General features: G+C 66.7%; 7 protein-coding genes and 2 pseudogenes. 7 read left to right on the forward strand and 2 right to left on the reverse strand.

The window, feature by feature from the left end:
- Positions 1-184: pseudogene (locus tag PGX04_RS28595) on the reverse strand (hypothetical protein); the annotation flags it as partial.
- Positions 185-290: 106 nt separating this feature from the next.
- Between PGX04_RS28595 and PGX04_RS28600 the strand changes: the two are divergent.
- Together PGX04_RS28600 and PGX04_RS28605 are read left to right on the forward strand one after the other, a co-directional pair.
- A complete protein-coding gene (locus tag PGX04_RS28600; protein ID WP_273741588.1) occupies positions 291-752 on the forward strand; it encodes a universal stress protein in 462 nt (153 codons plus the stop codon).
- 214 nt (positions 753-966) lie between these two features.
- The gene (locus PGX04_RS28605) at positions 967-1,431 is read left to right on the forward strand and encodes a universal stress protein (RefSeq protein WP_273741589.1); all 465 of its coding nucleotides are present in this window, start codon (positions 967-969) and stop codon (positions 1,429-1,431) included.
- Positions 1,432-1,486: 55 nt separating this feature from the next.
- Here the strand turns inward: PGX04_RS28605 and PGX04_RS28610 are convergent, their stop codons facing one another.
- Complete coding sequence (locus PGX04_RS28610) at positions 1,487-1,918, reverse strand: hypothetical protein (protein ID WP_273741590.1); 432 nt, start codon at positions 1,916-1,918, stop codon at positions 1,487-1,489.
- 222 nt (positions 1,919-2,140) lie between these two features.
- On the opposite strand from PGX04_RS28610, the gene PGX04_RS28615 reads away from it, so the two are divergent.
- The 5 genes and pseudogenes from PGX04_RS28615 to PGX04_RS28635 form a co-directional block, all read left to right on the forward strand.
- Entirely contained in the window at positions 2,141-3,118 is a 978-nt protein-coding gene (locus tag PGX04_RS28615; protein ID WP_273741591.1) for an ROK family protein, read from the forward strand.
- Positions 3,119-3,216: 98 nt separating this feature from the next.
- Positions 3,217-4,557: an LVIVD repeat-containing protein gene (locus tag PGX04_RS28620; protein ID WP_273741592.1), complete on the forward strand. Its 1,341-nt coding sequence runs from the start codon at positions 3,217-3,219 to the stop codon at positions 4,555-4,557.
- A 60-nt stretch (positions 4,558-4,617) separates the two neighbouring features.
- Positions 4,618-4,983, forward strand: a complete 366-nt coding sequence (locus tag PGX04_RS28625; protein ID WP_226039229.1) for a NifU family protein — start codon at positions 4,618-4,620, stop codon at positions 4,981-4,983.
- A gap of 158 nt (positions 4,984-5,141) precedes the next feature.
- Entirely contained in the window at positions 5,142-5,705 is a 564-nt protein-coding gene (locus PGX04_RS28630; RefSeq protein ID WP_273741593.1) for an amino acid-binding protein, read from the forward strand.
- A pseudogene (locus tag PGX04_RS28635) lies at positions 5,705-6,016 on the forward strand (homoserine dehydrogenase); the annotation flags it as partial. The gene PGX04_RS28630 and the pseudogene PGX04_RS28635, both read left to right, overlap by 1 nt.

The following is a 6,016-nucleotide window of genomic DNA, read 5'->3' on the forward strand; positions in this document are numbered from 1 at the left end:
ACAGCAGTTCGCGCCCGACGCCTTTCGCGCTGCCCGTGACGAGGACCGTTCGGCCCGTGAGATCGGGTCCCTCCATGCGTCCGTAGTCGGCGACGGCGCGGAAAAACCGTCCGGAACGGGTCACTCTCGCCGGCGACGGCCCGTGTTTCGTGACGCGCGCTCGCATTCCGCGACTCGCGCTCACGCTTCGCGACTCCTCGCGTTTCGCGAACCTGCGTGCGTGTTCCGCGACCCAGGCCCGTGTTCGGCGACCCGCGGATTTACGGTGGTGTGCGGTCAATCCGTCATCCATGCTAGACACAGTGTTACTCGCAGTCGGGCCCGGTGACGCGGACCGCAGCGACCAACTGGCCGAAGCGGTCCTCGAGGTCGCGAAACCCGCCGGGGCGACAGTCATCCTCGCACACGTGTTCACCAGCGACGAGTACGACCAGGTGCTCGACCGCCTCGACTTCGACCGGACCGTCGACGAGATCGACCCCGACGCGGTCGCGTCGCGCCACTCGACGATCCACGATCTGCAGGCCGTCCTGGACGAACACGACGTCGACTACGAGATTCGTGGCGCGGTCGGGGAACACGGGCAGTCGATCGTCGATCTGGCCGCGAGTACCAGTGCTGACCGGGTCGTCGTCGGCGGACGGCGTCGATCGCCGACGGGGAAGGCCGTCTTCGGCTCGACGGCCCAGGAAGTGCTGCTCTCGGCGCCGTGTCCCGTCACCTTCGTCCGGAGCGAGGCACTCGAGGGCTGATCGATCGCCGCCGGTCAGCCGTCGATCAACGACGCATCGGCTGAGAGCGACGGTTATCGCCACTCATACGGTCTGCTGTAACGATGTACCGGTGCGACCGCGGGCCGTACGCGGTCGCGTCGGAAATGACTTACAGCAGTCCGTATCACGCGTCGTTCTTCGAATACTGCAACGACGAGAATACTTAAGCGGATGGCCCGAACAGTGTGCCGGTATGGCAATCGATACGGTACTTCTCGCAGTCGGACCGATGGACACAGTTCGCGCGCCGGAGCTCGCCGAAACGGTTCTCGAGATCGCCGACCCCCTCGGTGCCACGGTCGTCATCGGCCACGCCTTCACGGAAGACGAGTACGAGGACGTCCACGACGACCTCGGCCTCAATGCCCGCGTCGAGGATGTCGACCCCGACGAGGTCGCCGCCCGGCGCGCACCGGTTCCCCAGCTCGCCGAGCGCTTCGAGGAGGCCGGCGTCGACTACGAGATCAACGGTGCGCTCGGCGAGGTCAGTACCAAGGTCGTCGACATGGCGATCGACGTCGACGCGGATCGAATGGTCGTCGGCGGTCGGCGACGCTCGCCCGCTGAAAAGGCCGTTCTCGGTTCCGTCTCCCAGGAGATCATCCTGCAGGCCCCCTGTCCGGTCACCTACTTCCGGGATCTCGACGTGATGGAGTAGCGACCCACACCGCGGTACTCGCCGCCGATCTACCCCGCCGCTTTCTTCGTTCTCTTCACGACTCGTCAGCGCGTCGCTTCCACGCTCGCTCCTGTCGGCGCTCGCGGACGTGGCGCTCCCCGTCGGCCAACTCCCGCCGAACCCGCCGCTCGAGCGACCGCGTCTCGGCCAGCAGGCTCTCCTGAAAGTTCTCGAGGACGTCGTAGGACCACCGGTCATCGTCGACGACGCCGTGGGGAAGGAGGTCGGCCCGAATCGCCGCCGCGAGGTCGTCGCGGCCGGCCGCCCTGAGCAACTCCTCGGCCCGGGAGAGGTGGTCCATGCCGTGGCCCGTCGCGTGGTGGAACTCGAGCAGACAGCCCTGGGCGCGCTGGGCCCACTCGAGCCCCAGCTCGACCTCGTGGAGAGCCTCGAGCTCCGTCTCGGATAGCGCGGGAGTCGGCTCCGATTCGGCCGCTGATTCCGGGAACGTGTCGTCGATAGCCATACGACAACATATGGCACAGAGTGGCATACATATGTTGCCGGATCGTCGAGGGGGATTGCTGTGTCGCCGTCATCGCCGCCACACTGTCATCGCCGCCACACCGTCGTCGTCGATGTACCAACCGCGGCGCTCGATATCGACGCCGCAACGTATCGAAATCGCTACTCGTTGTCGAGTATAATCTGGGTAGTTAAGTACGGCCGCGGTCGTCCCTAGGACAGCATGGTCTACTATGCGGGCGTCGACCTCGGCGCGACCAACGTCCGGGCCGTCGTCGCCGAGGCCGACGGGACGACGATCGGTGCGAGCCGCCGGTCGACGCCGCGCGGGCCGACAGGAATCGACGTAACGGAAGGGGTCCTCCGAACGCTTCGCGACGCCTGTGGTAAGGCCGACGTCGATCCCAAGCGGATCGCCGCCGCCGGGATTGGATCGATCGGTCCGTTCGATCTCGCGGAGGGAACGGTGATCGATCCGGCCAACTTGCCGGACTCGATCGACCGGATCCCCCTGACGGGACCGATCGCGAAGCTGATCGACAGCGAGGATGTCTACCTCCACAACGACACCGCTGCGGGCGTCATCGGTGAGCGGTTTCACGCCGCCAGCAACCCGGACGACATGGTCTACATCACCATCTCCTCGGGGATCGGGGCCGGCGTCTGCTCCGACGGCCGGATCGCGAGCGGCTGGGACGGCAACGCCGGCGAGGTCGGCCACTACGTCGTCGACCCCCGCGGTCGACTGACCTGTGGTTGCGGCCGCGACGGCCACTGGGAGGCCTACTGCTCCGGTAACGCCATCCCCGACTACGCCCGACTGCTCGCCGACGACGATCCGACGATATCGACCGATCTCCCGCTCGAGGGGCCGGAGTTCACGGCGAAAGACGTTTTCGACCTCGCCGGCGAGGACGAACTGGCCGATTACGTCATCGAACAGCTCGCTCACTGGAACGCGATCGGCGTGACTAACGTGGTCCAAGCGTTCGCGCCGATCGTCGTCTCCGTCGGCGGCGCGGTCGCGTTGCACAACGAGGAACTGGTCGTCGACCCCATCCGCGAGCGCGTCTCGGAGATGGTGATGACGAACGTCCCCGAGATCTACCTCACCGAACTCGGCGACGACGTCGTCGTCGAAGGGGCGCTCGCCAGCGCCATGACCGAGGGGACCGGCGACCGGCGACGGTTACGCGGCTGACCCGCTCGCAGACGGCTGCGTTCTGAAATCACGGACGTGTTTCTGCTCGCGCGCTCGAGTGGTCACCTTCTATGTAGCTCTACCACGCTGGTGTCAGTATGAAGCGCCGAGCGGTCCTGCGAACGAGTGGCGTTGCCGGTCTTAGCCTGTCCGCCCCGGGACTCGTGGGGCTCGCTCGAGGACAAGCGACGATCGAGCCGCTCGGCCGACTCCCCATCACCGGCGCTGCGGAAGCCGTCGTCGGGGACGACGGCGAGACCGCCTACGTCGCTGCCACGACCGGATTCGCGACGGTCGACGTGAGCGATCCCGCCGAACCGACGCTCCTCGCGGTGGACCGTGACGTCCAACTCGAGGGCAAAACGATGACCGAGATCCTCGACGTCTCCGTCGACGGAGATCTGCTGGTCGTCGCGGGGCCGGCCAACCGGGGGTTCGACGTCGCCGGGTTCCGCTGTTACGACGTCAGCGACCCCGAAAACCCCGCTCCGGTCGGCGAACACCGGACCGGCTCCCACGTCCACAACTGCTATCTCGAGGAAGAGTTGCTGTTCGTCGTCGTGAACACGCGAGAGACGAATCGGCTCGCCATCTTCGACGTCGGTGGTGACGAGATCACGCAGGTCGGCTTCTGGTCGCTGCTAGAATACGAGCCGGGCTGGCGCGACGTCCACTGGCTCGCCCGCTACATCCACGACGTCTACGTCCAGGACGGGATCGTCTATCTTCCCTGCTGGAATGCCGGCACTTATCTGCTCGACGTCAGCGATCCGAGCGAGCCGGCGTACATCTCCCACGTTCAAGATACCACGCTCGAGGCGGAGCGCGCGATCGACGACTGGCGAGAGGCCGTCTACGGCTTGCCCGGGAACGACCACTACGCTGCGGTCGACGATACCGGCGACCTGCTGGCGGTCGGACGGGAGGCCTGGGCGACCGGCGGTGCGGAGCCGGATCGACCGGGTGGAATCGACCTCTACGACGTGAGTGATTCCGCCGAGCCCGTCCATCAGGGGTCGATCGACGCCCCGCGAGCGGACGACGAATCCAACCGCGGCGGCATGTGGACGACCTCGCACAACTTCGAGCTTCGCGACGGTCGGCTCTACTCGTCGTGGTATCGGGCCGGCGTGAAGATCCACGACGTGTCCGATCCCGCCGCCCCCGAACTGCTCGCCGAGTGGCGAAATACCGAGGAAACGGGGTTCTGGACGGCCCGCGTCCTCGAGCCCGGCGAGACGTTCATCGCGAGCAGTACCGAGGCGATCACCGGGGCGTCGCTCGAGGGGGCACTCTACACGTTTTCGACGGCATCCGACGACCGGAGCGGGACGGACGGAGGAAGCAGTCCGATCCCCGGCTTCACCGGTGTCGCCGGCCTCGTCGGTGGCGCGGTCGCGCTCGAGCGGCTGCGCCGGCGCGGAAACGTTCAGGATTAATTCGCCGGATTTCGGCGGTACGACCGAACTTATTCACCGTTCGAGTTCCTAGCACGACTCATGAGTGACTCCGAGGACGAGCCGTCGCTGCGGGAACGGGTCGAGAAGTGGTTGGCCCGGGAGATGCCGATCATCCAGATGCACGGCGGGACCAGCGCGGTGCGCGCGGCCGATCCCGAGACCGGCGAGGTCGTCATCGAACTCGGCGGCGGCTGCAAGGGCTGTTCGGTCAGCGACGTGACGACGGGTAACATCGAGGCCGAACTCATCACGTGGCCCGAGATCAGCGAGGTGACGATTCGGGTGCCCGACGCGCGCGACAGTCTCGGCGGTCCCGACCAGCCCGAGTCGATCATGGGCGTCGACCGGACCGAGGGCGGCCGCGGCGACTGGGGATCGTCGAATCCGGGGAAAGATCACCTTTGAGATCCGTCGAGACGGCCTTCGCTCGGCAGCACGTGGGCGTGTGGCCGTCGTTGACAGGGGCGGCTAGTTTTGGCAAGTCCTATATCCTTTTACGCGCCCCGTACGGACATCAGATACTATGACGACGAGTAGACGCCCGCAGGCAGGAGGTGCCATCGATGGGTGATGCGCCCGAATCCGAGGATAAACCCGACGCCGAGACCGACGGCGGCGTCCGCGCCTATACCGTCCGGCTCGAGCTCGTCGACGAACCCGGCGAGTTGCTTCGCGCGCTCGCGCCGATCGCCGACAACGGCGGCAATCTGCTGAGTATTCACCACGAACGCGGTAACATCACGCCTCGCGGGCACATCCCCGTCGAGGTCGACATCGAGTGTCCGCCCGACCGGTTCGACGGGATCGTCGAGGCGCTGCGCGACGCCGGCGTCAACGTCATTCAGGCCGGCGAGGAACACTACGGCGAGGAGATCAACGTCATCCTGATCGGCCATCTCGTGGAAACCGACCTCTCGAACACGCTCTCGCGCATCGAAGACGAGGCCGAGGCCGTCGTGGAGGACCTCTCCCTGGCCGCGCCCGACGGGACCGAAGCCGTCGCGAGCGCTCGAGCGCGACTCGCGGTCAACTCCGGGCGGTCCGCGGCGGTGCTCGCAGCCATCCGTTCGATCGGGACGGACAAGGAGCTAACCGTCATCGAACCCCTCGTCGGAGGTGAGACCTGATGGAGCTCGCGATTCTCGGTGCCGGTGACGTCGGCCGATCCGTGGCCGATCTCGCGGCCGAATACGGCCACGACGTCGTCGCGCTCGCCGACTCCACCAGCGCCGCGGTCGATCCGGACGGCATCGCCGTTCAGGACGCCCTCGAGCGCAAGGTCGGTGGCGAATCCGTCGGCACCGCCGATCCCGCGGACGTCTTCGAAACGAACTACGACGTGCTGGTCGAAGCGACGCCGACGACGCTCGGCGACGCCGAACCCGGTTTCTCGCACGTCCGGCGGGCGCTCGAGGCCGACCGTCACGTCGTCCTGGCG

The organism is Natrinema soli, from assembly GCF_028618695.1.